The sequence below is a fragment of the Vibrio sp. 2130-1 genome, assembly GCF_033339515.1.
In genome coordinates this window covers 1-662 of record NZ_JAWOUT010000342.1, presented here as the reverse complement: position 1 = coordinate 662, position 662 = coordinate 1, and the positions used below count along the sequence as shown (strand labels likewise).

The window sequence follows — 662 nt, the reverse complement described above, 5'->3', positions numbered from 1 at the left end:
CGCCGTAGATTCCGTCTGACTTGGCATGTCTTCATCGCTCAGTTTAAGCAGTGAGTCGACATCTGGAACGAGGTGTTCACTTGGGCTTGAGCCAAGCATTTGTTTGAGTGTTAAGCGTGCGGCTTCCATCTCTTGCGCTTCTTTTGGCGCTTGAGGTGAGCTCATTGACGTATCTTCTTTAGGACCAAGATACGCCATCAGTGCGCGAACTGCCGCCGGCTCTTGCATGCTAAAAGTGAAATCGCCCTTCACGTTTGAAATTTCCAAACGTGGCAACACACCAGACATTGGTCCTTGTTTGAGTTGGTCTTGCACTTCGTTGTTTAAGCCATACGCCCCAGCTTGGCCAGCAACAAAGCCCCCGCCGCTGATAATGCCAGTGGCTAAAGCAGTTCCAATGGCTTCTTTTGCTATCGGCGTAACCCCTGCCGTCGCCACAGAGCTTACACCAAACGTACCCAAACCGCCTGTCGCCATACCAAGTGTGGCACCAACTGCGCCCTCAGCCGACAACATCGCGTGACCAATGGCTAACGTTTGTTGCATTGGCATCGATAAGCGCTGATCTCTTCCCGGCAATTGCGAGATTTGTTCGAGTTGATGATGATACGCTTCGGCATCGCCATTGACGGACGCTTTATGAAGTTCACGCCCTGTGGCGA

General features: G+C 52.1%; 1 pseudogene. It reads right to left on the bottom strand.

From position 1 onward, the window contains the following. A pseudogene (gene vopQ / locus R7Q09_RS26105) lies at positions 1–662 on the bottom strand (type III secretion system effector VopQ); the annotation flags it as partial.